The sequence below is a fragment of the Liquorilactobacillus satsumensis genome (assembly GCF_964065465.1).
Classification (GTDB): domain Bacteria; phylum Bacillota; class Bacilli; order Lactobacillales; family Lactobacillaceae; genus Liquorilactobacillus; species Liquorilactobacillus satsumensis.
In genome coordinates this window covers 2,100,157-2,123,260 of sequence record NZ_OZ061606.1, presented here as the reverse complement: position 1 = coordinate 2,123,260, position 23,104 = coordinate 2,100,157, and the positions used below count along the sequence as shown (strand labels likewise).

Annotated in this window: 20 protein-coding genes, 1 other RNA gene and 1 other annotated feature; of the genes, 1 reads left to right on the top strand and 20 read right to left on the bottom strand. The window is 40.4% G+C overall.

The window, feature by feature from the left end; all coding sequences use genetic code 11:
• Window positions 1-188 precede the first annotated feature (188 nt).
• The 16 genes from AB3Y88_RS09805 to AB3Y88_RS09730 form a co-directional block, all read right to left on the bottom strand.
• Window positions 189-1,163: a Gfo/Idh/MocA family protein gene (locus AB3Y88_RS09805; protein ID WP_228889415.1), complete on the bottom strand. Its 975-nt coding sequence runs from the start codon at window positions 1,161-1,163 to the stop codon at window positions 189-191.
• An 85-nt stretch (window positions 1,164-1,248) separates the two neighbouring features.
• A complete protein-coding gene (gene hisC / locus AB3Y88_RS09800; RefSeq protein WP_228889413.1) occupies window positions 1,249-2,325 on the bottom strand; it encodes a histidinol-phosphate transaminase in 1,077 nt (358 codons plus the stop codon).
• 16 nt (window positions 2,326-2,341) lie between these two features.
• Complete coding sequence (hisE, locus tag AB3Y88_RS09795) at window positions 2,342-2,677, bottom strand: phosphoribosyl-ATP diphosphatase (RefSeq protein WP_054757778.1); 336 nt, start codon at window positions 2,675-2,677, stop codon at window positions 2,342-2,344.
• 2 nt (window positions 2,678-2,679) lie between these two features.
• Window positions 2,680-3,003 carry a phosphoribosyl-AMP cyclohydrolase gene (gene hisI / locus AB3Y88_RS09790; protein ID WP_228889410.1) on the bottom strand — a complete coding sequence of 108 codons (324 nt, stop codon included), beginning with the start codon at window positions 3,001-3,003 and terminating at the stop codon, window positions 2,680-2,682.
• A complete protein-coding gene (gene hisF, locus AB3Y88_RS09785) occupies window positions 3,000-3,758 on the bottom strand; it encodes an imidazole glycerol phosphate synthase subunit HisF (RefSeq protein ID WP_056959441.1) in 759 nt (252 codons plus the stop codon). Before hisF ends, hisI begins: the two co-directional genes overlap by 4 nt.
• On the bottom strand, window positions 3,748-4,473 hold the full coding sequence (gene hisA, locus AB3Y88_RS09780; RefSeq protein WP_228889407.1) for a 1-(5-phosphoribosyl)-5-[(5-phosphoribosylamino)methylideneamino]imidazole-4-carboxamide isomerase: 726 nt from the start codon (window positions 4,471-4,473) through the stop codon (window positions 3,748-3,750). The genes hisF and hisA overlap by 11 nt, the downstream gene beginning before the upstream one ends.
• A complete protein-coding gene (hisH, locus tag AB3Y88_RS09775; protein ID WP_056959446.1) occupies window positions 4,470-5,081 on the bottom strand; it encodes an imidazole glycerol phosphate synthase subunit HisH in 612 nt (203 codons plus the stop codon). Before hisH ends, hisA begins: the two co-directional genes overlap by 4 nt.
• Entirely contained in the window at window positions 5,082-5,666 is a 585-nt protein-coding gene (gene hisB / locus AB3Y88_RS09770) for an imidazoleglycerol-phosphate dehydratase HisB (RefSeq protein WP_056959448.1), read from the bottom strand.
• Window positions 5,667-5,685: 19 nt separating this feature from the next.
• Window positions 5,686-6,963, bottom strand: a complete 1,278-nt coding sequence (hisD, locus tag AB3Y88_RS09765) for a histidinol dehydrogenase (RefSeq protein ID WP_056959449.1) — start codon at window positions 6,961-6,963, stop codon at window positions 5,686-5,688.
• On the bottom strand, window positions 6,960-7,622 hold the full coding sequence (gene hisG, locus AB3Y88_RS09760; RefSeq protein WP_228889404.1) for an ATP phosphoribosyltransferase: 663 nt from the start codon (window positions 7,620-7,622) through the stop codon (window positions 6,960-6,962). Before hisG ends, hisD begins: the two co-directional genes overlap by 4 nt.
• Window positions 7,612-8,766 carry an ATP phosphoribosyltransferase regulatory subunit gene (locus AB3Y88_RS09755; protein ID WP_228889401.1) on the bottom strand — a complete coding sequence of 385 codons (1,155 nt, stop codon included), beginning with the start codon at window positions 8,764-8,766 and terminating at the stop codon, window positions 7,612-7,614. Before AB3Y88_RS09755 ends, hisG begins: the two co-directional genes overlap by 11 nt.
• A gap of 52 nt (window positions 8,767-8,818) precedes the next feature.
• Window positions 8,819-9,056, bottom strand: a binding site (T-box leader).
• A 52-nt stretch (window positions 9,057-9,108) separates the two neighbouring features.
• Complete coding sequence (gene hisJ, locus AB3Y88_RS09750; RefSeq protein ID WP_228889398.1) at window positions 9,109-9,954, bottom strand: histidinol-phosphatase HisJ; 846 nt, start codon at window positions 9,952-9,954, stop codon at window positions 9,109-9,111.
• Entirely contained in the window at window positions 9,944-10,909 is a 966-nt protein-coding gene (locus AB3Y88_RS09745) for an alpha/beta hydrolase (RefSeq protein ID WP_228889395.1), read from the bottom strand. Before AB3Y88_RS09745 ends, hisJ begins: the two co-directional genes overlap by 11 nt.
• A 251-nt stretch (window positions 10,910-11,160) precedes the next feature.
• Window positions 11,161-12,513 (bottom strand): glucose-6-phosphate isomerase, encoded by a 1,353-nt coding sequence (locus AB3Y88_RS09740; RefSeq protein WP_056959459.1) that lies wholly within the window; start codon window positions 12,511-12,513, stop codon window positions 11,161-11,163.
• A 667-nt stretch (window positions 12,514-13,180) separates the two neighbouring features.
• The gene (locus tag AB3Y88_RS09735; RefSeq protein ID WP_228889434.1) at window positions 13,181-14,044 is read right to left on the bottom strand and encodes a GRP family sugar transporter; all 864 of its coding nucleotides are present in this window, start codon (window positions 14,042-14,044) and stop codon (window positions 13,181-13,183) included.
• Between the two features lie 100 nt (window positions 14,045-14,144).
• On the bottom strand, window positions 14,145-15,320 hold the full coding sequence (locus AB3Y88_RS09730) for a class I SAM-dependent rRNA methyltransferase (RefSeq protein ID WP_054758142.1): 1,176 nt from the start codon (window positions 15,318-15,320) through the stop codon (window positions 14,145-14,147).
• A 216-nt stretch (window positions 15,321-15,536) separates the two neighbouring features.
• Between AB3Y88_RS09730 and AB3Y88_RS09725 the strand changes: the two genes are divergently transcribed.
• Complete coding sequence (locus AB3Y88_RS09725; protein WP_056959466.1) at window positions 15,537-17,711, top strand: LTA synthase family protein; 2,175 nt, start codon at window positions 15,537-15,539, stop codon at window positions 17,709-17,711.
• Between the two features lie 619 nt (window positions 17,712-18,330).
• Here the strand turns inward: AB3Y88_RS09725 and AB3Y88_RS09720 are convergent.
• The 4 genes from AB3Y88_RS09720 to AB3Y88_RS09705 form a co-directional block, all read right to left on the bottom strand.
• Complete coding sequence (locus AB3Y88_RS09720) at window positions 18,331-19,791, bottom strand: HAMP domain-containing sensor histidine kinase (protein ID WP_056960925.1); 1,461 nt, start codon at window positions 19,789-19,791, stop codon at window positions 18,331-18,333.
• Window positions 19,788-20,510, bottom strand: coding sequence for a response regulator transcription factor (locus AB3Y88_RS09715; RefSeq protein WP_056960924.1), 723 nt, complete (start codon window positions 20,508-20,510; stop codon window positions 19,788-19,790). The genes AB3Y88_RS09720 and AB3Y88_RS09715 overlap by 4 nt, the downstream gene beginning before the upstream one ends.
• Before the next feature lie 402 nt (window positions 20,511-20,912).
• Window positions 20,913-21,281: a transfer-messenger RNA gene (gene ssrA, locus AB3Y88_RS09710) on the bottom strand.
• A 51-nt stretch (window positions 21,282-21,332) separates the two neighbouring features.
• Window positions 21,333-22,721 (bottom strand): L,D-transpeptidase, encoded by a 1,389-nt coding sequence (locus AB3Y88_RS09705; RefSeq protein ID WP_228889388.1) that lies wholly within the window; start codon window positions 22,719-22,721, stop codon window positions 21,333-21,335.
• Window positions 22,722-23,104 lie beyond the last annotated feature (383 nt).

The window sequence follows — 23,104 nt, the reverse complement described above, 5'->3', positions numbered from 1 at the left end:
TCAAAATTCTCCGTCTAGCTTCGAATTACTCATAGCCAAGTACTCACGATGTTCGTAATTTCGAGTTAGCACTCAAATTTTCCCGACTTATGTCACACTCTCAGTCTTCTCTTTAAACAAACTTAGCACATTTTGAACATCAGCTTTTTTCGTTAGCTAGCTGTTTGCTGCTAAGCTGCATCCCGAACTTAATTCAAAGGATCACGATACCATTTTTGATAAAGCGACTCAATAATTGTCAATGTCTGAATTGTCAACTCAGGGGTTACAATTGGACTTGTTAATTTATTTTCCTGTAAGCAATGATTGATGTGCGCGATTTCATAGACAAGATCATTCTCCTGTTCATCTATTACGAAACGTTTTGTTCCTTGCTGGTTTTCTAAAAGCGCAGTTTCAGAAAACCAGTAGTTAGGGATTTTGATTTTACCTTCTGTACCATAGAGAACCAACTTAGTTTCAATTTCAAAATCAGTTGTTAGTAGCACATTGACTAACACATCTCCATTTTTCAAAGCGAGATTGCACCTCGTATCTGCCTCACCGACTTGATTGTATTCAAATCCACTCCAATCACTAAACTGGCGTCCACATAAGTACTGAATAATTCCCAAGAAGTTAGTTCCACCATTAAAAAGTGCTCCTCCACCGGCGGAAAGCTTCTTGATCCAACTTGCTTGTGCTGTAACATCGTATTTATCTTTCACTTCAATAAATCGCAGGTCTCCAATTGCTCCTTTTAAAAGCAAATCGCTAACCTTTTGCATAATTGGTAAGAAAAGTGCACTTTGTGCTTCCATTATAAAGAGCCCCTTCTTAGAGGCTAACTGAAATAACTCGCTGGCACCTACTTTGTGCCGTGTGAATGGTTTTTCCAGTAAAACATTTTTCCCGTTGTTAAGAGCTTCCTTTGCGCTTTCATAATGATCTTCATTTTTTACAGCCAGATAGACCACATCAACTTCTTTATCTTCAAACAATTCCGTGGCGCTTGTATAGAGCTTAGGAACACCAAACTGAGTTACAAGTTTTTTACCTTCTGCTTGATCTTCCGACCCATCTACCACTCCGACAATCCTACTATCAGCACTCAGCTTAAGCGCAGCTAAAAATTTTTGTCCCTGCGGACTAGTGCCTACAATTCCATAACGAATTTTAGTCATCCCGTTCACCCCATCTATTTGGTTTAAGATCCTTCTACACCATTGTATCAGAGAAACGAGAAAATTCGCAGCCCGTTCGTTAACTTCAGCTTCTTTTTTGGGCCTTAATTAATTCCCTGATTTTTTCTCCATCAGCTGCAGTTCCAATTGTCAATCGAAGCCAATCCTTTGCTAAACCGCGCCGCAACTGATAACCATTTTTTAGCAACATATCGGCAAGTCCTGGTGCATCAGGATATTTGAAAAAGATAAAGTTTGCCTGGCTGTGAAAATGTTTAATATTCGCAGCAGTCAAAAATTTTTCCCATGCTTTTCTTTCCCTCTCTGTTTTTTGGACTGAATCGGCCACAAATTTCTGATCATTCAAAGCTGCAAGTGCAGCTGTTTGAGAAAGTGCATTTAAATTATACGGTAATCGAACAGCTTGCATATAGGCAGCTAATTTTGCCGCCATCACAGCGTATCCAACCCGATAGTTAGCTAGCCCGTAAGCTTTCGAAAAAGTCCGCATCAAAACTGCATTAGGATACTTGTCCAAGAACGGAAGAAAGCTGGGAGCTTTAGTATCAGTCACATAGTGAATATAGGCTTCATCAATTACTACCAACACATCAGCGGGAACTTGTGCAACAAAATCTGCAATTGCTGCTGGTTTTTCATAAACACCCGTTGGATTATTAGGATTACACAACCAGATTATTTTTGTTTTGGCAGTAATTTTGGCTAACATGCCAGCAAAACTATGTCCACCGGTTTCTGTGTTACAGGGCACTTCTACCACCTTGCAGCCTTCAATTTCAGCATGAAGTGCATACTCTGAAAAAGTTGGTTTCGTGAGCAGAACTTCGTCACCTTTTTCAAGGAAAATATGTGAAAGCAGCATGATGATTTCATCAAGACCGACCCCAAAAACAAGATTTTCAGGTTGGACATCGAGTTTTGTTGCAATTGCTTGTCTAAGTTGTGCAGCATTTCCATCCGGATAACGATTTCCTTCGCTGAAATTCCAATTCAAAAGTGCGTTTTTAACTTCATTGGAGGTCCCAAACGGATTTTCATTTGCTGAGAGTCGCACCAACTTCTTCAGTCCCAATCGTTTTTTAACCTGTGTCAGCGGTTCTTCAGGAACATAGCTTTCAATCCCTTTAACCTGTTCTTTCATGCTGTCATCTCCCTTGTTAAAGATCTTTAATTTCAGGACGGTCTTTGGTTTTGCTTAAAAGACCTTCTCTTTTTGCCAACTCAGCTTTGATTTCAGAATACGAAACACCTTGTTCAGCCAAAAGTACCATCAAGTGATAGAGCAAATCGGCTGTTTCGTAAATTAATTCTGAGCGTTCAGGGTTCTTGGAAGCCACAATTACCTCAGTCGATTCCTCTCCCACCTTTTTCAGAATCTTATCTAACCCTTTGGTAAACAGGTAATCTGTATAAGAACCCTTTTTAGGGTTGGCTTTCCTCTCTAAAACTGCTTGGTATAATTCGTCAAGATCCTGTTCTGTCGCTTTTGTCATTTTTATTTCCCCTTTCGCAATTCGAGCTCTTCAAAGAAGCAACTTCTTTTTCCTGTATGACACGCCGGTCCTGCTGGTTTAACACGTAACAACAATGTATCCTGATCGCAATCAAGCCACATTCTTTTGACTTCCTGCGTGTTTCCACTGGTCTCACCTTTATGCCAAAGTTCTTGGCGTGACCGCGACCAAAACCAAGTTTGTCCGGTTGCAAGCGTTTTTTGATAACTTTCGCGATTCATCCAGGCTACCATCAAAACATCGCCGGTTTGATCATCAACTACTACACTAGTCAAAAGGCCTTTGCTAAAGTCCGGTGTTTTCATCTAACGTTCACCCCCGCTGTGTGTAAGGTCTGCTTGACTGCAGGAATACTTAATTCCCCATAATGAAAAACCGAGGCGGCTAGGGCAGCATCAACTTTTCCAGCGGTAAAGACGGTGGTAAAATCCGCTAGACTGCCCGCTCCGCCCGAAGCAATGATCGGAACATCAATGCGTTCGTTAAGTTTACGGTATAGGTCAGTATCAAATCCAGATTTGGTGCCATCCTTATCCATACTCGTCACTAACAGTTCACCTGCACCTAAGGCTACAGCCTGCTCTGCCCACTTAAGTGCATCTAAGCCCGTGTTATGTTTCCCGCCGGCTGTGAAAACTTGATACTGCTTAGTCGTTGGATCCATTTTAACGTCAATTGCCACAACAATACACTGTCTCCCAAATTTTTCAGCACCTTGTGTAATCAACTTTGGATTAACAACCGCAGCCGTGTTCAACGAAATCTTGTCCGCACCTGCCTTTAAAAGCTCTTGCATCTGTGCAACCGATGTGATTCCGCCTCCTACTGTAAGCGGCATAAAAACCTGCCGTGAGACTCTTTCAACCACAGCTTTCATTGTCTCACGCTTCTGATTAGTTGCTGTGATATCTAAGAAAACCAGTTCATCTGCTCCCTGACGCTCATATTCAGCGGCAATCACTGCAGGATCACCAACGTCAACTAAATTAACAAAATTGACCCCTTTTTTAACCCGTCCGTCATCCACGTCTAGGCACGGAATAATTCTCTTAGCCAGCATCTTCGTTCACCTCCGCAACTTCTGCAAGCGTCAAGCTGCCTTCAAAAAGTGCCTTACCAACTATCATGTCCTGCAGCCCTGCCTGCTTTAATTCTCTGACATCCGCAACATTTCGAATTCCGCCGGATGCAATTATATTACACTTAGGGAAAGTAGTCTGGAGCGCCTGGAGCAACTTAATATTTGGTCCGCTGAGTGTCCCATCACGTGCCACATCCGTGACAATAAAGTGCTGTGCTCCAGCCACATGCATTTTCTGGATTAAAGTGCTCATCTTCGTCTTCGAATTTTCAAGCCAACCGTTCACTGCAACATAGCCTGCGGTTCCATCAACTCCAATCACAACTTTTTGCGGTCCAAACTGCTGTAACGCTTTCTTAACAAATTGGGGATCAAGTAACGCTGCAGAACCGATAATCACCCGATCTATCCCTAACTCCAAATAATGTGAAAGTCGGTCCAAGTCGCGCACACCACCGCCAATTTCAAGAATTCCATTAAAAGCCGCCCTAATTTTAGCAATGGTTGTCTGATTTTGCGGAACTCCTTTTTTAGCTCCGTCAAGATCCACCAGGTGCAAGCACTTAACCCCTGCGGCTTCCAACTCGCGGGCCTGTGCTGCTGGATCATCATTGATTAAGGTTTGCTTATTAAAATCCCCTTGGTAAAGGCGAACACTTTTGCCCGCTTGCAAATCAATTGCAGGAATGATCATGCCTCAACTACCTCCTCTACAAATGTCCGTAAAAGTTTAATTCCAACCTGTCCGCTTTTTTCAGGATGAAACTGAAAACCATAGACGTTTTTGTTACGTACGATGGCCGGGACCGGTGCGGAATATTCGACCTGAGAAACAAGATATTCATTAGGACACTGTGCGTAAAATGAATGTACAAAATACGTATATTCTTGTGCGACATAGGCAAACACTGAATCTGACTGCCGTAACTCGTGTTGATTCCACCCCATCTGTGGAATTTTAAACCCCTTCTTTGCGGGTAAAGCAATTACCTTACCTGGAATCAGTGCCAGCCCTGCATGCTGCCCGTATTCACTTGAGCTCTCGAACAGCAGTTGCATCCCCAAACAAATTCCCAAAAGTGGAGTTCCTTTTGCAACTGCTTGCTTAATTACGCTATCCAAGCCACGCGCTTGCAAGGTTTGCATTGCTGGTGCAAATGCGCCGACGCCTGGTAAAATTAAGCCGTGACTTGCCAATATTTTTTCTGGATCTGCGGTTAATTCAGTTTTTACGCCTAGAAAATCAAAAGCTTTTTGGACATTATAAGTATTGCCAGCATCATAATCAATTATCGTCAGCATCTAAATCACACCCTTAGTTGAATTGACTCCTTCAATTTCAGAATTAATTGTAACTGCCTGCCTCATCGCGCGCCCAGAAGCCTTGAATAAACTCTCAATCTTATGATGCGTATTTCTGCCATACAGAATTTCTGCATGCAAATTCATTTCAGCACTAAAAGCAAACGCTTGGAAAAAATCTTCCACAATCTCAGTTTCAAAGCTCCCCAAGCGTGGATTAGTCAGTTCGGCATTAAAAATAAGGTAAGAACGCCCGCTCAGGTCAACACAGACTCGGCCTAAAGTTTCATCCATCGGCACAAAAGCAGTCCCAAAGCGTTCGATCTGTTTCTTGTCACCCAGCGCTTTTTTAAAGCATTCACCTAGAACAATTCCCGTGTCTTCTACAGTATGATGTGGATCAACTTCCAAATCACCCTTTGCAACAACTTCCAACCCGAACCGACCGTGCTTAGCAAACAAGGTCAGCATGTGATCAAAAAAACCCACACCTGTCTTAATATTAATTCCAGTCTGCTGGTCTAAATTCAATTGGATCTTGATTTGTGTCTCGGCTGTTTTTCTTGTAATTTCTGCTGTTCTCATCTAATTGCCCCCTATAATCTTAGTTCTTGAAGCGTGATTCAACCGCACGTGCATGTGCCTCTAATCCTTCAGCACGTGCCAACGTGGTAATTGCAGCTAAGTCCTGTGCCAGGGCATCCTGTGAAAATTGAATAAATGAGGTTTTCTTCACAAAATCATAAACTCCTAAAGGTGAAGAAAACTTAGCTGTCCCACCAGTCGGCAATATGTGATTTGGCCCGGCAACGTAATCTCCCAATGGTTCAGAAGCATACTTACCCAAAAAGACTGAACCTGCATTCTGAATTAAACTGAGATACTGCATTGGATCCTTGAGCTGCACCTCCAAATGTTCTGGCGCTACACTGTTCATCAATGCAAACATCTCAGGAATCGAATCCATAACTGCAATAAAACTGCGTTCTGCAATTGAAGCGGCTGCGATCTCTCGTCGTGGAAGCAGCTTAACTTGCTTTTCTACTTCTTGGTCAACTTTTTGAGCAAAATCAAGCTCATCCGTAATCAAAATTGCACGTGCCCGCTTATCGTGTTCAGCTTGAGAAAGTAAATCAGCCGCGATTTGTGCCGGTTGTGCACTATTGTCAGCTAGAATTCCAATCTCAGACGGACCTGCGACCATGTCGATTGCGACTTGGCCAAAGACTTGCTTTTTAGCCGTCGCAACGTAAATATTTCCAGGACCCACAATCTTATTAACTGCTTGAATGCTTTGTGTTCCATATGCTAAGGCCGCAATTGCCTGTGCGCCTCCCACCTGATAAATCGTGTCAACACCTGCAAGCTGTGCCGCGGCTAAAACAGGTGCAGCAATTCCTTCTTTTTGAGGAGGGGTCACCATGACGATCTGAGAAACACCTGCAATCTTGGCTGGTAAAGCACTCATTAAAATTGTAGATGGATAGGCTGCCGTGCCACCCGGAACATAGAGTCCCACACGCTGCAAAGGTGTCACCTTCTGTCCACGCGTAATTCCAGGAACGTCTGTATCAATAAAACCATATTCTAATTCTCTTTTGTGGTAGCTAATGATATTTTTCTTTGCTAGAAGTAAAGCCTGTTTTAACTCAGGTGAGATTTCAGCTAGCGCTTTGACCATTTTTTCTTTTGGAACTGCAAACTCGGCTAGCTTAACGTGATCAAACTTTTCTTCATAAGTTTTAAGTGCTTCATCCCCATTTTCTCGTACCTTAGCTATGATCTCTGCCACGCGTTGCTCAATTTCAAAATCCGTTGTTTGAGCTGTATAATCATTGACAATTTCTTGCATCTTGGTAAAACTTTCCTGATAAATTCTCATTTACTCTCCTCCATTTGCTTTTGGACATTTTTCTTGGTCATAATTGCCTGTTGCAAGCTGTCGGTAAATTCAAAGATTGCGGCTGTATGTTGTTTCAATGACATCCGATTTGCCACTAAGCGAGTTGAAACCTGATCCAAGTAGTCATAAATCACCAGATTATTTTCCCGCAAAGTAGTTCCCGTCTCAGTGATATCAACAATGGCATCTGCTAACCCAATTAAGGGGGCAAGTTCAACCGAACCTTCAATTTTTACAATTTCAACATCCTGACCTAATGATTCAAAATAGCGCTGTGTAATCAAGGGGTATTTCGTGCCGATCACTTTGCGCCCTGGACGGTTAAAATCAAAATCGGCAGTCGAGGCCAGCACGAACTGACACTTACCACTTTGAAGATCCAACAGCTCACATTGCTCATTATTATGCTCAGTTAAGATATCACTTCCCACGATGCCAATATCAACTGTGCCAGTATTCAGATAAGTGGTCACATCCGGCCCCTTTGCAAGAATAAAACAATACTCTCCATCTGCTGAATTAATAATGAGTTTGCGTTGTTTGTTTTTCAGCATAGTACAGTCTATGCCCGCGCATTCCAATAAGCCGATGACTTGTTTTTCAATTCTACCTTTTGTCAAAGCAATTTTAAGTGGCATCGCTAATCTTCCCTTCCTTGTCTATTCGAAATAATTTAACATGTTTAGTGGCTGCTGTTTGCTGTGCACTTTGCAAGTCACGCTCTAAGCAAAGCGTCAAATTTGGATGCTGCTGACAAATCTGGACGACTTCGCTTAACTGTTCAGGTTCAAAAAACAGCAAATCAGCTTTAGGCTTAGGGATGTCGAAATCAGCAACTTTTGTTAATAATTCGAGGTCAATCCCCATTCCAACAGCCGGCTCCGCTTTTTTCTGAAAACTTTCCAGCAAATGGTCATACCTTCCACCACTAAAAAGATAATCTGAAATATCATCACTGAAGCCCTTGAAAGTAATCCCAGTATAGTATGTCTGTGGAGGAGCAGCACTCAAATCCAATGAAACGGGTTGTTCCGGTAATTGCTTCAGCCAGTGTGCGACGCGTTCAAGCTTGTTTATAATCTGTTGTGCCGCTGCTGGAAGTGCGAATTGAGAAACCTGCTGCAAAACTGTCGCTTCATCACCAAAAAGACGTGGCCATTTTTGTAAAAACTGCCCTTGTTTTCCCGTAACAAACGGAGCAATCATCTTTTGGTATTGCGGGATATTTTTTTGATAAAGCTGCTTTTTAATTGCTGCTTTTAAAGCTGCATCTTTTGTCAAACTATCCAATACAGCATCTGCAAAACAGGCATCCCCCAATTCAATCCGAACCCGCCCCTGCAAAAATTTCCGACTCAAACAATTTATTAGGAAAAAACATTCCAGTTCTGCTTTAAGCGAAGTATAACCGACAATTTCAATCCCTGCTTGAGTCATTTGATTATACTTACCGGAAAGCGACTTGGCAATCTTGAAACGCTCACCAACATAGTAGAATTTGCGGGGCAAATCAAAATTATTTGTCGCCAGAAAACGCGCAATGGGGAGTGTCAAATCGGGGCGCAAAACAACTGCCTCATTATTATCGACCAAGTGATACGCCCTTCTTTGCTTTAAATCAAAATCGGCAAAAACTTCCTGATATTCGAGTAGCGGCGTATCAATTCTCATAAAATCATGTTGTTGCAGTAACTGTTCCAGCATTTTTTCGAGCTGGTGTTTTTTATATGCCTGCATTCCAAATTCGTCACGCATTCCAAGTGGTAAACTAACCTTGTGCATCTTCTCAAGCTCCCTTCAAGCCAAATAAAAAAAGTCCTCTTAGCACAATTGCTAAGAGGACGAATTATCGCGGTTCCACCTCACTTCGCTTGTTCCTCACGAAACAAACCTCAAGTTGAAAAATTTCAACAGCGATAACGAACTGTTCGTTTTAGCCTACACAATTCTAGTAAGAATCTTCAGCCTTTTGATTCATAGATGTGGTTCACGGTTAACTTCGATCCCTTTCTCAGCTACAGGGACTCTCTAAACGAGCGGTCAACAGCTACTCTTCTAATCATAATCTTTATTTTTTATTATTTACTTGTTATTTATTAATTTTAAGTTAGAATACTCTTTAATTTACTGCTTGTCAAGTCCCACAAGTGCGTTCTTAAGATGATAGCCCCGTCCTACTTCGGAAACCGCATGTGCGTCGGAACCATAGATTAACGGAATTTCTTGTTCTCGGGCGAGTCGGCAAATCTGGGCACCGGGATAAAACTCATTGCAATCAGGCTTATACAAACCGGCCGTATTTAAATCCAACTGTCTTTCTTGCCTTTTTATACTTGTCAGAATTTGGCGCACAATTCGCAGCGTTTTCTCATCAAAATCTTCAGGAAAGCCAAAATAATCTTGGTATTTTTTGATGAGGCTCATGTGTCCTATTCTTTGCGGCCGATATTTTCCCAAATCAGCTTCAACAGATTCCCTAACTTCAGTAAAGTATCGCCGATAAAGTTCCTGAGGCTGAGACAACCAGGCATCAAAACCTTGTTCAAATTCACTTGCAGCCAGATCTAAGCACCAAAAATCATTATCCTTCCCTCGCATAAAATGGACCGACAGAATATTTTGCTGTGTGCGTGGTCCGTACTCATCCAAAAAAGCCCGAATCTGTTTCTCAAATCCAGGAATGTAGTCTACTTCAAAACCTACTGAAATCTCCAGCACATCTCCATATTTTTGCTGTAAATATTCACCTAATTTGAAATATTCATCTAATTGATTCCAAGCGAGTGAAGCTTCATCAATCCCAGCTGCACTTCCTTGATACACTTGTTTGAAGCCCACGGGTAGTGGAGCGTGTTCTGTAATACAATATTTCTCAAAACCAAGTGCAATTGCTCTTTGAATCATTTCTTCCGTTTTTTCCTGACTCCCATGCGGACAAAGTTCTGTATGTGTATGTCCTTCAATCTTCATTGCTTTCCACCCCATTTTTTGGATTCTCATAGTAATATCTCTCTAAAAATTTGTTAAGATGTCGCTGATAACTTTCTGGATCTTTCCAGAAACTTTCTGCATGGGTTGCATCTTTAACAATCCACAGTTCTTTTGGGGCTGACGTTGCATAATAGTTTTCATATGCCATTTTAACTGGAACGTAAGCATCTTTTTCACCATGAATAAAAAAAATCGGCTTTGTGTTCTTCTTTAATTGTGCCGTTGTAGACACAGAATGTAAATAATACCCTAAGCGGTGATGATTAATTGTACTAACTAGCGGATAGAATGGATAACGTGGTAGATGAAACTGTTGTTTAAGTAGGTAAGTTAATTCTTCATCAATGCTGGAATAACCGCAATCTGCAATTGTACATTTGACCTGTGGAGGCAAGCTTTCACCTGTTAGCATTGCAACAGTTGCGGCCCCCATGCTAACGCCAAACAGCAAAATTTGCGCGTTTACTCCAATCCTAGCGTTTATTTTCTGAATCCACTTTAAATAATCTAAACGATCAAGCCAACCAAAGCTGATGTACTTTCCTGCACTTTCTCCATGACCACGATCATCTGGCAACAATACATTAAAGCCCATCTGAGAAAACATTCTAGCATAGTTTGCCATCGTCTCACCATTTCCCTTGTATCCATGAGAAATGATGACTACCTGCTGCGACTCTGTTGTAGCGGGTAGATAATAAGCTGACATCTGTTCTGTTTCTCCTGGAATTCCAAAGGTCCAATGCTCCTTTGGCCTTTTTTTGAACCAATCAACGCACTCCCAGTACTTTGTTGCATATTTTTGCTTCGCGTCCGATGTCTCAGGCACATAATCGACGCGTGCAAATGCCTTTTTGAAAAGATACTCACTTGCCAATCCAGTCGCGGCAGCTGCAACTGCCAGGGATTCGACGATAATATTTTTATTTTTCATTCTCTGCCTCCGCCAAAATAAAGGATGCTTTCTTTCCCTTATCTAAACAAAGAATAGCACAGAATTCAACTGCCCCCCAAAAATCAAACGTTTTACTTTTCGTTTTAAATGCATTTTCTGTTTGAAACCTAATTGATCAAACTTGTAAAATTTTTAAATGTATTAAAAAAGATTCAGCAAGAAAATGAAAAAACATTTTCTTGCTGAATCAGAAATAAACCTTATCTCTTTAATAGTGCCTAATCTAAATACTAATCACCCAGACGGGCATTTAATTCTTTACTTAGCTCCTCAAAGCCAGGGCGATTTAAAAGTGCAAACATGTTATGCTTGTAAGCTTCAACTCCTGGTTGGTTGAATGGATTAATTCCATTTAAGTAACCTGAAATAGCAACTGCAATCTCAAAGAAGTAGATTGTATATCCTAAAGTATAAGCAGTGCGGTCTGGGATATTAACAATCATATTCGGCACATTTCCATCTGTATGCGCTAAAACTACACCTTGAAATGCCTTAGTATTAACAAAATCCATTGACTTGCCTTCAAGATAGGCTAAACCGTCAAGATTTTCCTCTTCTTTAGGAATTGTAACATCATGATTGGGTTTACCCACCTTAACAACAGTTTCCATCAAGTTACGACGGCCTTCTTGAATATACTGCCCCAATGAGTGCAGATCAGTCGAAAAGTTAGCAGAAGATGGATAAATTCCTTTTTGATCCTTACCTTCAGATTCGCCCATCAATTGCTTCCACCATTCAGAGAAGTACTGTAGTGATGGTTCATAATTCTCCAGAATTTCAGTAGTGTAGCCCTTGCGATACAAAATATTACGCAAAGCTGCATACTGATATGCTTCGTTTTTGGTCAAATCAGCATCTGTGTAATCTGTTCGTGCATCTGCTGCGCCTTTCATCAAAGCATCAACATCTGCACCAGAAGCTGCGATTGGCAATAAACCAACAGGAGATAACACTGAGAAGCGGCCGCCCACATCATCAGGGATGACAAAAGATTCATATCCTTCTGCATCGGCCTCGGTCTTCAATGCTCCACGCGCACGATCTGTAGTTGCATAGATTCTTTCCTTGGCACCCTCTTTGCCATACTTAGCAAGCAGTTTTTCCTTAAAAATCCGAAAAGCAATCGAAGGTTCAGTAGTTGTCCCTGATTTCGAAATTACATTTACAGAAAAGTCACGATCGCCAATCAATTCTAACAGATCAGCTACATAAGAGGAACTAATTGAATTTCCCGCAAAGAAAATCTGAGGTGCATTCCGTTTTTCGGTTGGAAGCAAATTGAAAAAGGTATGATGCAAAAATTCAATTGCTGCACGTGCCCCCAAGTATGATCCGCCAATTCCGATTACAACTAGGACATCAGAATCGGACTGAATCTTCTTTGCAGCTTTCTTAATTCGCGCAAATTCTTCCTTATCATAGTCAACCGGCAAATTCAAGAACCCACGGAAATCATTTCCCGCTCCTGTACCTTTGCGTAATTCTTCATCAACAGCCGTTACAAGCGCTTGCATTTCTCCTAATTCATTTTTCTGAACAAACTTGGTTAGGTTGGAACTGTCAAAAGAAATATGTGCCATCACTTTACTCTCCTTTTTATTCTTTTTATATAACCGCTCTCATTATACAATAAAACTCGCAGTTTGTGCGCTTTTTTCACGATATTTTATGATTTATCCTTAAAAACACTTAAAGATAGCTTATAAAGCCTTATTACTCTGTGCTGCACCTGCAACTTACTGCCAAACAAAAAACCTGTACGCAGCTTAAGGCACGGTTCCTCAGCACTTTCCCAAGTAAAAATCAGAAAATGAGACAAAAAGCGTTTCAGCATTAGCTGTTTGGAAACAAAGGACACAAAAAAGGGACTGCGACAAAAGTTAAATTTTGGCACAGCCCCGCTTTTATTCTGGATAAACGTGTTCCATAAGTCAAAATTCTCCGTCTAACTTCGAATTACTCATAGCAAAGTACTCGCTATGTTCGTAATTTCGAGTTAGTACTCAAATTTTCACGACTTATGTCACACTCTCTCTTTTATTCCGGATAAACGTGTTCCATAAGTCAAAATTCTCCGTCTAACTTCGAATTACTCATAGCAAAGTACTCGCTATGTTCGTAATTTCGAGTTAGCACTCAAATTTTCACGACTTATGTCACACTCTCAAAAAAAGAGTTCGCGACTTTTGTCCCAAACTCTTGATGACTTCTCAACCAAACATGCAAGCTTCTTTAAACATTGATCTCCTAAATATTTGAAAGTAAAATTCCGCCGCCGATAATCAGAAACGAACCAATTGTAATATAGATCATTTCTCGTTTTGTTTTCTGCTCCCCAAGAAATAAGATACTGCCAAAAGTAGAAATAATAATTCCCATCTGGGAAAAGGAATAGCTGATTGCTAGCCCAACTAGCGGAATTGCTAGGAACATAAAAATGTTTCCTGTACCCCATAAAAACCCGGTCGCAATGTTTTTAAAAGATTCCTTCTTAAAAGCATCTTTCCCAAAAGCAAAGAAACTGGCTCCAATCACCATTCCAAATGCTTGTGGTAAGACCATTGCTTTAGTATCGACATTTGCTAAATTTACAACAACCGCATACCCTACATACCCTAAAGTTGAAAGTGCCAATGCCCGAGTTCCTATTTTCCAATCTTCCTGCAAGCCAGCCGTAGCAGTCTGTGCACGTCTATCTCTCAGTGAAGTCAATGTGGCGCCCGCAATCAAGATCACTAAAGCCGTAGTGCCAATTGAAATCTGATGAATCGTTTTCCACTCGTGAAAAACAACGACTCCGGCCAATGCATTAAAAAACAGCTGCAAGCCTGTCGAAAGCGGAACTGTTTTAGATATTCCAATTGCTTTCATTGAATGAAATTGCTGATTTTGTCCCAAACTCCAGAAAAGACCAGAAATGATTCCTACAAAAATAACTTTTAAACTACTGTGTGCAACCACATTGTTCCAAAAAATAATTGTTGTCACCAAACTAAATAATAGTGCGCCCCAAGTCATTCCCAGCGTCTGCTGGTTAGCACTTCCACCCAGCTTTCCACTGACAAGCCCAACACTACCCCATGCGATTGCAGGGATCAAGGCAATTAACATAACTTCAAACCTCATTTCTCATTTTTCTCTCTGCAAGACCGTATTATAACAGTTTGTCTCTGCCTAAGACAAGCTGTGATTAACTAGAATAATTCGATCCTTAACCAACAGTCACAACAATGCTTTTAAAAGCAGAACCCACATGTTCTTTCTTATTTAGGACAAAGTCTTCCGGTGCAGTAAAGATATCGCCCAGTTCAAAAGAACACCCAGTTTTCCTGAATACATCCGTTAGCAGTACTTTAAATTGCTTCAGTGTTAAGGTAGGTGTATTTGCCGTCAGTACTAAACTCCCACCCTTTTTAACAGTTTTGAGTGCCGCAACAATTAATGCAGGGTAATCCTTCGTCAGCGAAAAAGTCCCACGTTTAGAGCGGACGAAAACAGGTGGATCAATAATAACCATGTCATATTTAATATGATGCTTTTGTGCATAATCCAAATAGCTAGTAACATCCAAAGCACGTAGCTCTTGTTTTTCTGGAGTAATTCCATTCAAAGTAAAATTCTCAGCAGCTTGCTTCATTGCTTTAGCAGTCAGATCAACATTAACAGTTTTAAACGCTCCGCCGCGCATCGCGGCTATACTAAGCGCTCCATCATCGCTAAAAAGATTTAAAACAATTTTGGCTGCAGCTCTCCCATCTAAAAGTGCATTCATCAAGACACGTTTGTCTAACGAAGCCTCCAGCATGCCTGCATTTAAAGCGACTTGCAGCCGAAGTCCTTCTTGCAGGATCTCAAGTTTTTCCGGCGCTGTCTGTCCACTGACATGCTGCGTTTTTAATGCATCTTTTTGGACATTGAATTGTAGTTTTTCATAAACTCCGTTAGCATCTGGAACAGCTTCGGCAAATGCGCGATAGAGTTCTGCACGCTGATAATAAATTCCCTTATTGTCAAAGGTAAAAACATAATAACCTGCGTAATAATCAATCGTAATTCCACCTAAGCCATCTCCAGCACCGTTAAAAAAGCGAAAAGCATTTGTTTCGGCTTGATAATAAAATGCCTTTCTCCTGATTTGCGCCATCGTAAACAACTTGCGGAAAAACTCCTGATTAGGTACAGCTTGTTCCTTGGTTGCTAAAATCCAACCATCATTATTACGCTGTTTTGCCAAATAAGCATAAGCAACAAATGACTTTTCGCAGACGAGACGGATAAATTCGCCATCCGCTCCAGCATAGCGCTCAACAAAATCACGGACGTTCAACCGTGGATAGCCGTCACTATATTTACGTGCTGCTTGTTTTGTTATTTCAATTGTCTTCAAATTTTGTATCTCCATTATTCTTATTTTGTAATCATGCTTGAATCAACGCTTCAAAAAGATCCTTTTTAATTGTAACATTACTTCGCTGATTTTTGGTTTTAACCTCATAAACTTCCTAAATCTTTCATAATATCGTCTCTGTAAATTGACGTTAATTTGACAAATGGTTTAGAATAAGTCGTTAGTTCAAATTTTCAGAAGGGACGATCAAATACCGTGTACCTATTAAAACTAAAAAATATTTTGAGTACACGCTGGGGCTTTTTTACTTTTCTGGTTTTACTTTTCTGGTTAAAGACGATTTTGGTTTATCTGATCGACTTTCATCTGGGTGTCACAGGCTTTTATCAATATATGGTGCTTTTGCTTAATCCAATTGCAACAACTTTACTTTTATTTGGTAGTGCTTTGTACATCAAACGCTCAGTCCCAGCCTACACGGTTTTGCTACTAGTCTACATAGCCAATTCCGTCTTGCTCTTATTTAATGTTATCTATTATCGTGAGTTTACTGATTTCATGACAATTAACGTGATCTTTGGCTACTCTTCTGTCTCCGACGGCTTGAGTACCAGTTCTTTTGCACTTCTTAAACCGCAAGATATTATTATCATTGCTGATTTGTTCTTACTGATAATTGGTTTTACCACCAAGCTTATTCGGATCGACAGACATGCCATTCCGACACGTCAAGCAGTTGCATTAACTTCTTTTTCCCTCTTTTTTTTGCTGTTTAATTTAACGCTTGGGGAAATTGATCGTCCACAACTGCTGAGTCGTACTTTTGATCGCAATTATTTGGTCAAATATTTGGGGATTGATGCCTTTACCTTTTATGATGGTATCAAAACTGCTAAAAACAATCAGGTTCGCAGTGAAGCTAACAGTGCTGACTTGAATAAAATTCTAGCTTTTACGCAGAAACACTATGCGGCACCAAATGTTAAAACGTACGGCCTAGCCAAGGGCCGCAATGTAATTGTAATCCATCTGGAAAGCTTCCAGCAATTTCTGATTAATTATCGACTAGATGGCAAAGAGGTTACTCCTTTCTTAAACAGCCTCTACAATAGTAACTCCACTTATAGTTTTGATAATTTCTTCAATCAGGTTGGTCAAGGTAAAACCTCAGATGCGGAAAATATGCTTGAAACCAGCATCTATGGTCTGCAACAAGGTTCACTTTTCTCTGCTCTTGGGACTGACAATACCTTTGAAGGTGCACCTGCAATCCTAAAACAACAGGCCGGTTATTCAAGCGCTGTTTTCCATGGGAATAAGGGTTCATTTTGGAATCGCGATAATGTCTATAAAAATCTTGGTTATCAGTATTTCTTTGATGCCAGTTACTTTAATACCAATGCTAATAATCTGACTGAGTATGGCTTAAAGGATAAATTGCTTTTTCATGATTCTGTTAAGTATTTAGAAAGACTCCAACAGCCTTTCTATGCTAAATTTATTACTGTTTCGAATCATTTTCCATATACTCTCGACAAGCAAAATACCAGCTTTAAAGCGGCAAACACTGGTGACGACTCTGTTGACAATTATTTTGTAACTGCACACTACCTAGATCAGTCAGTCAAAGAATTTTTTGACTATCTGAAAAAAAGCGGGTTATATAATAACTCAATGATTGTAATCTATGGTGATCATTATGGGATTTCAAACTCCCGGAATTTGAAACTTGCTCCATTATTAGGTAAATCTGCTTCAACTTGGAATGACTTCGACAATGTCCAAATGCAACGGGTGCCATTCATGATTCATATTCCTGGGGTCACAAATGCAGGTGTCCAGCATCAATATGGTGGCGAAATTGATGTTCTTCCCACAATTTTGCACTTGTTAGGGATTAACTCTAAGTCTTATATTCAATTTGGCACAGATCTTCTGTCTTCCAGTCACGATCAAGTCGTGGCCTTTCGCAATGAAAACTTCGTGACACCTGACTACACGGTTGTGAGTGGCAATATCTATGACAACAAAACCGGTCAGCAGATTACCCATCCTTCTGCTGCAGTTGCGGCAAAGATAGCGGCAGCAGGTGATCAGGTCAGTCAAGAACTTTCACTTTCTGATGCACTCAACAATAAGAACTTGTTGCGTTTCTATGTTCCAAAGGGATTTACTCCCGTCAATCCTAAAACATACAACTATAAAAATAGTTTTGGCGAAATCACTAAGATCCAGCAAATCTTGGGTAATAAATCAACCAGCCTTTGGACTCAAAATGGGAACAAATCGACCATTACAGATTATACATCTGATGCACCTGAATTAAATACAACTGATTCAAACCAACAAAATGAGGAAAGTGCTTCTTCTTCATTGAAAAGTGCCACAAGCTCTTCGAACAAGGCCTCCCAAAAAAGCAGTAGTAAATAATGAGAATTACTGACTAAAAGTGGTCTAACAAACGCAACACATTTAATTTTAGTTTGGAAAAGAGTGTGACATAAGTCGGGAAAATTTGAGTACTAACTCGAAATTATGAACATAGCGAGTACTTTGCTATGAGTAATTCGAAGTTAGACGGAGAATTTTGACTTATGGAACACGTTTACCCGGATAAAAGAGAGAGTGTGACATAAGTCGGGAAAATTTGAGTGCTAACTCGAAATTACGAACATAGCGAGTACTTTGCTATGAGTAATTCGAAGTTAGACGGAGAATTTTGACTTATGGAACACGTTTACCCGGGGTAAAAGAGAGAGTGTGACATAAGTCGGGAAAATTTGAGTACTAACTCGAAATTATGAACATAGCGAGTACTTTGCTATGAGTAATTCGAAGTTAGACGGAGAATTTTGACTTATGAAACACGTTTACCCGAAATAAAAGAGGGGCTGTGACAAAAGTTAACTTTTGTCACAGCCCCTTCCAAACATCTAGTGCTAAAACATGGATCAAAAAGCCCCCAAAGTCTGTCACATCTACTTTGGAGGCTTTCCTTTTAGCTTTTTATAAGTCATCTAAAAGTTCTAAATTTTACTTGGCGCTTTTGTTATTTTCCCTTTTCATCCGGAAAAATCAGTGTAAAGGTTGAACCTTTATTCGGTTTACTGATCACCTCAACCTTACCACCATGTTGCTCCATCAACTGTTGTACAATTGCAAGTCCTAACCCAGACTCGCCATACTTGGTATTTCTACGTGAAGCGTCTGCCTTGTAGTAACGTTCCCAAATATTTTTTAATTGTTCATCATCCATGCCAATTCCATTATCTGCAATTCTTAAGATGGAACTCTTATATCCACGTTCTGCAGAAATTCTAATGACACCATTTGTAGTAAATTGGACCGCATTTTGAGTGATATTAAACATAATCTGAACAAAGCGATCATAGTCTGCAAAGACTGGCAACTTTGTGGGTCCTGCAACTTCGATTGTATCGCCTGCACTTTGAGCCTTTTTCTTAAGCTGTGCAGCTACGTTATGGATAACATTCATCGCATCAAAAGTTGTACGTCTGAGTTCAATCTGGCCACTCCGAATTTTTTCATAGTCAAGATTCTCATTGACTAATCTGATTAACCGCCGCGTCTCATTACGCATTAGTTCAATGCTTTTTTCCTTGCTCTCCTCAGGAATTGCATCATATGCTAAGCCTTCCAACAAACCGTTGATGGTTGTCAGTGGTGTCCGCATCTCGTGAGCTGCATCGGCCATAAACTGGCGTCTCTTTTGCTCTTGCCTGCTGATCTCCTCATTCGACTGTTTTAATGAACTTGTCATCTGATTGAAGTCATTAGCCAAGTCATCAAGCTCATCTCTTTTATGATCTACAAGTGTAACATCAAAATCGCCATTAGCAACTGCGCGGGTAGCGTTACGTAATTTACTAATCCGTTTAGTAATATAGTGTGCCAATAAATAACTAATCGCAACCCCTAACAGTGCGGAAAATAACAGCACATAAAACAGATTTCGCTGAATCTTAGTAAAACTCTCCTGCAAACTTGAGACTTTGGCACCTACAGAGATCACGGCTACCAACTGACCTGATTGATCAAAACACGGCGCCAGAATATCAGTCATTCTTTGCTGATTTTGGACCTTTGCTTTATCCGGTCCGCGCCAGCCAAGATCACTTTTTCTTCTTATAATCTGCCCAGACTCCAATTTTTTCCAGTCACTGGTCGAAATCGTCGATTGATATCCTTGATCTGGATACATGACCTTATTACGTGTCGTATAAATCGTAAAGTGCACTTGTTGGTTACGCAACAACAGCTCACTTGTCTGCAATTTACCAATATCTAACGTAAAAGTCTGCTTGCCGTTAGCTCCTCGCTCAATTGTCATTGATTGCGTCTTTAAGCTGTATGCATAGCCTTCAAGCTGATTCCATGTGTTTTCATAGATTAATGTTTTGGTTACATGGAAAAAAGAAAAGCCCAGAATTGCCAAAAGAGCTGTGATGACAACAAAAAAGGCGATCATCTGCTGATATATCAGCTTCATCGTGCATTTGCCTCAGAATCATCAAATTTATAGCCAACACCCCATACTGTTTGAATTACCTGAGGGCCAACTTTTTCAATTTTTTGGCGTAACTTTTTAATATGCGCATCAACAGTCCGTTCATCACCATAGAATTCATAGTGCCAAACCAGCTGAAGTAATTGATCACGTGAAAAAACCTGTCGTGGTTTCTGCGACAAAGTCTTCAAGAGATCGAACTCCTTAGGGGTCAAATCCTCAATTGGTTTATTCAATAAATAAGCCTCCCTTGTCTTCGTGTTCAGCTTAAAATGTTCAGTTACAACATCAAAAGAAGATTCGGTTTCTTCCTCTTTTTCAGCGCTGCCTCCCAGACCAGCACGGCGATGCAAAGCTTTGATACGTGCAATCAGCGTAATTGGACTGAAGGGTTTAACAACATAATCATCGGCCCCCATCTCAAGTCCCAGCACTTGATCACTTTCTGAATCGCGGGCCGTCAAAATAATGATCGGCACGGTGGTAGAAATTGACCGAATTTCATTATTTACTTGAATTCCATCCATTCCTGGTAAATTAAGATCAAGTGTAATCATATCCCAAGATTGAGGACTTTCCTTAAACTTCTCAAGTGCCTCAAGACCATCATATGCATAATGGACTTCCCAATTTTCCTTCTTAAAAAACATTGACATCATTTCCGATACAGACTTGTTATCTTCAATCATCAATAACTTCATCAGGTCACACATCCCTTTTCGTAGAACTTTTTATCTTCTCACATAATACCATACATTTAAAATATTATTTTTATTTGAATTTTATGAAAAAAAGAAGTGATCTTTTTCAAAAAACTAGAAAATTTTTTACCACGTAAGTTGCTGAACATTGCTGCGTAACATAACTTACCCACATCTCGTCAAAATTAAACTTTTGCTCTAGCTCCGTGCTGGGCAAGTATCAGAAAGAGGGGCTGTGACAAAATTTAACTTTTGTCACAGCCCCTCTTTTATTCCGAATAAACGTGTTCCATAAGTCAAAATTCTCCGTCTAGCTTCGAATTACTCATAGCCAAGTACTCACGATGTTCGTAATTTCGAGTTAGCACTCAAATTTTACCAACTTATGTCACACTCTCTTTTTTATGGAGATGGCGGGGATCGAACCCGCGTCCAAGCATATCGCCACTTAAATCTCTACATCCATAGTCATACTACTTGGATTTTCATTGTCTGCTGCGCCATATGACAGGGCTAACGCTGACAACTAACCTGATTAATCTCTTCCCTTAGCTTCAGGTGGGAACTAGCAGGCGTAAGTCCACTAAATTTGAGACCCGTGACCAACACATGGACGATGTTAGGCGGATCTACACTCAGCTACTTAGGCAGCTAAAGCGTAAGAATTGTTATTATTTTTTGCAGTTATATTTTAACTGAGCGTCTTTACGTCGCGCAACTACGAGATGCAATTCAAGCTCGACCTATACCTGTCGAATCCAGAACATCCCCATAGCCATATTGTAACATAGAACTTCATTAGACCCAAGTTCTTTGCAAATACTAGTAAACGACTACTGGTTCACCTTGCGAAAGATTATTATAGACACTTTCCATGTGATCACTTGGTGTATTCACACAGCCTCCTGACCCATTTTTCAAATACGCCGTGCTAGACCAATCAGTTCTCCAACTCGCATCATGGAAACCGCACCCGCTATTAGTAAACTGCGCCCAGTAGTTCACCTTAACAGAATAGTTGGAATTCCCAGCCTCGCTTCCCTTGAGCGTTGAAGGTGACTGCTTATACATCACATACCAGAGTCCTGTTGGTGTATCTTCATTTGTACTGTGTTTACCTGTAACTATCTCAGTCGAATAAACTTCTTTGCCATCTTTATAGAACCAGGCATGTTGATCGGAAATAGAAACCTCAGCATAGGTTGTTCCAAGACCATTGTTTGCCGTATTAGAGTAACCCGTTCCATATGTCAAATACCCTACTCCATAAATATCTGAACTAGCATCAATTTGCTTTGTATCCTTGACAAAGGCCGTGGTAATACTCTTAACCGCGTCACTTGCTTTGAGTGCCCAACCGTAAGTGCCTCCTGCAACCGTAACCTGTTTACCAGCATGCGTTTTAAAACTGATGCTTTTCTTCAGTGTCGCTTGTTTCTGGTTAATTTGATCAACTTCTTTCAGGATTCCCGCCTGTTCAATTTGATATTTGCCATTTGAATAGGTTACCTTACTCAAGACATCCTTTGCTGCCAGATTGTAGGTTGTCTGCTGCACCTTGTATGCTACTGACCGCTGAGCAAGACTGTTTAGCTTGGTCTTTTCTTCAGTCACTTTTTTACTCTGTGCAGTTAAGGGCTGTTTGATGGTTCCCGTCAGCTTAATTGAAGCTAATTCCTGCTTTTTGTCAAACTCACGCATAATCGCGTTCACATCGTATTGTTTTCCACTTTTGGGAGCTGAAACACTGATCTTGCCATATTCAAGCGTTGCTGCTGCATCAACTGCCTGCTGGCGCGTTAAATTTTTTTGCGTCAGCAACTCTTTTACCTTTTGCCGCACGACCTTTTGTCTGTAATTACTCATCTTAGAAGGCACAATCTGGTAGCTGACTGTTTTCTTAGAAGGAAACCACGTCCATTGTTTTTGAACAAGTTTTTTAATTTTCGCCGTATCTGCAGCCGTGAAACCAGAGGCTGTCTTTTTACCGTGGAAAAATAATTTGTTGTTCAAATAAACATTATTGCTAACACTGCGTTTTTTTAAATGATTGACTGCGTTGTCTGCACTCATTGCACCAACATTAATCCCGTTGATTTCCACATGCTTGTTGAAATGGGTCATGCGGTAATAGGTATATCCACCGGCGCAAGCTGCCAGAATAAAGACAGCACAGACCATAATAATTATTTTGTGTTTGATTTTAACCACCCCGTCATCTGCATCGAATCTCATCCAGATAAAAAACGTATAACGTATACGATAGCACACTTTCTTTTAAAGGTTAACTAAATTATCCTCTTTCTTCAAGTCAGCATGCTTTTACACTACTAAAAAACCAGCTTAAGGTTATTGAACAAGAGTTCTAATGGTACCCTAGCGCAATTCTTAATTTTTAATAAAATTGCTTCTTTTAACCGTCAATTCCATTTTTCACGGCTAAAGTTTACATCATAAATCACTATAATAACAAAATTACGCACTAGGCTCAAAGATCACTTTTTTTGCCTGAGTGCGTAACTTTACTTTTAAAATCAGTCCCGGAAGATTAGACAGCAATCATTCCAATTCAGCTAAAATTTATTTAATCTCGG